Origin of the sequence: Citricoccus sp. (assembly GCF_035445025.1) — a bacterium.
Classification (GTDB): Bacteria; Actinomycetota; Actinomycetes; order Actinomycetales; family Micrococcaceae; genus Citricoccus.
Window position 1 is genome coordinate 1 of sequence record NZ_DAOMPX010000163.1, and the last position, 1,764, is coordinate 1,764.

2 protein-coding genes are annotated in these 1,764 nt (G+C 67.5%); one reads left to right on the plus strand and one right to left on the minus strand.

The annotated features are described in order from the left end of the window. Positions 1–8: 8 nt before the first annotated feature. The gene (locus PLJ28_RS15855; RefSeq protein WP_183525439.1) at positions 9–671 is read right to left on the minus strand and encodes a TetR/AcrR family transcriptional regulator; all 663 of its coding nucleotides are present in this window, start codon (positions 669–671) and stop codon (positions 9–11) included. Between the two features lie 203 nt (positions 672–874). Between PLJ28_RS15855 and PLJ28_RS15860 the strand changes: the two genes are divergently transcribed. Further along, on the plus strand, positions 875–1,764 hold an 890-nt coding region (locus PLJ28_RS15860; RefSeq protein WP_324590441.1), incomplete at its 3' end, for an MFS transporter.

Sequence of the window (1,764 nt, forward strand, 5' to 3'; positions counted from 1 at the left end):
TTCTGATCTCAGGTCAGGAGGCGTTGCAAGCCCTCACGGTACTGGCGGTACAGCTGGACAGGTTCCAGGGATTCACCGGCGTCGGCCAGTTCGGCCCAGTGGTCCCAGCAGGACCGCCAGAGCAGCATGGCGGTCTCGGCGATGAGCCGGGCCGTCATGAGGTTCATGTCTGCCCCGCCTCGCCTGAGCAGACGGTCGCGTAGACGAAGTACGAGCTCGTGCTCCTGGGCGGTCGCCAGGCCTCGGATGTCCGGTTCGCGCAGCAGGATCCGTCGGACCCGCTGGTTCGTCTTCAGGTCTTCCTGGGGCTCGGCGGCGATGACGGCGGCGGCCATCTCCTCGACCGCCCGGAGCGCGGCATCGGGTCCGGTGCCGTCGAGTTCGAGGGCGTCGATGGCCCGGAGCAGCCGGCGCTGGCCGGGCAGGACGGCTTGTTCCTTGGAGGCGAAGTGCCGGAAGAACGTCCGGGAGGAGACCCCGGCGCGGGCGGCGATCTGCTCGACGGTGGTGGCCTTGACGCCCTGGGCCTCGAAGAGGTCGACGGCGGCCCGGTGGATCGATTCCTGGGTCTCCAGTCGTCGGCGGGTCCGCAGGTCCGGCACGTCCCGGACCGGGATGCCCGGGGCGGGGTTCCCTCCGGCAGCGTTCCTGGTGGGGTTGTGGTGGGCCACGGGCACCCTTCATCGTTTTGGCCGCTATGCGGTGTGATTCTAGGCACGTTCCAGCACCTACGGTTAGCGACAGTACTTGCCATTCTGGCACACTGTGACACGAACCCGGCCGGCCCTGCCTTGGCCGAGTGCGCCCATTTCCTCCCCTATCCCACGCTCCGGTGTCTCCGAAGACGGGATGCCCTAGAAAGTACTGGTGGTCCATGACCGATGTCATCACCCGGGATGCCAACCCGCCCACGGACAGCATTCCCGCTCTACCTTCCCGCCCACGCGCCCAGAAACGTGTCGGTGGGATGATCGCCGTCGCAGCAGCCGCGGCCTTCCTGGCCACCTTCAACGAGACCTTCCTCAACGTGGCCTTCACGCCGATCATGGAGGACTTCGGCGTCGACGTGAACACCGTGCAGTGGCTGACCACCGGTTACCTGTTGGTGGCCGCGGTGTTCGTACCGGTCTCGAACGTGCTCTATCACCGGTTCCCCACCCGCCCGCTGTTCGTGGCCGTCGTTGCCCTGATGGTCCTCGGATCCGTGGTGGGAGCCTTCGCTCCGACCTTCGGAGTGCTCCTGGTGGCACGACTGGTCCAAGCCATCGGAACGGGCCTGCTCACCCCCATCGGCATGAACATCACCCTGGCCGTCTCGCCGCGCGAGAAGCTCGGCCTGAACATGGGCATCATGGCCGCGATGACCACCCTGGGGCCGTCCCTGGCGATCGTGCTCTCTGGCGTGCTGCTGACCATCGCCCCGTGGACCACCCTGATGTGGGTCTTCGGCGCGCTGTGCCTCATCGTCCTGCTCGCCGGCGCGATCACCTTGCGAACCGTCGCCGACCTGGGTCGGCCGGTCCTGGACATTGCCTCGCTCCTGCTGGTCGCGGTGGGTCTGGTCGGCGTCCTGTACGGCGTGACCGCGGCCTTCGGGGGATCCCCCCTCTACGCGGGCGTCGCCGGCGTCGTCGGAGTGTTCGCGATGTGGCGGTTCATCGTCCGCCAGCGTCGCATCAAGCACCCCCTGCTGGACCTGCGCCCGTTCTCCAGCCCGGCGTTCGTGTTCGGCGTGCTGATGACCATGCTGGGGCTGGTGTTCGT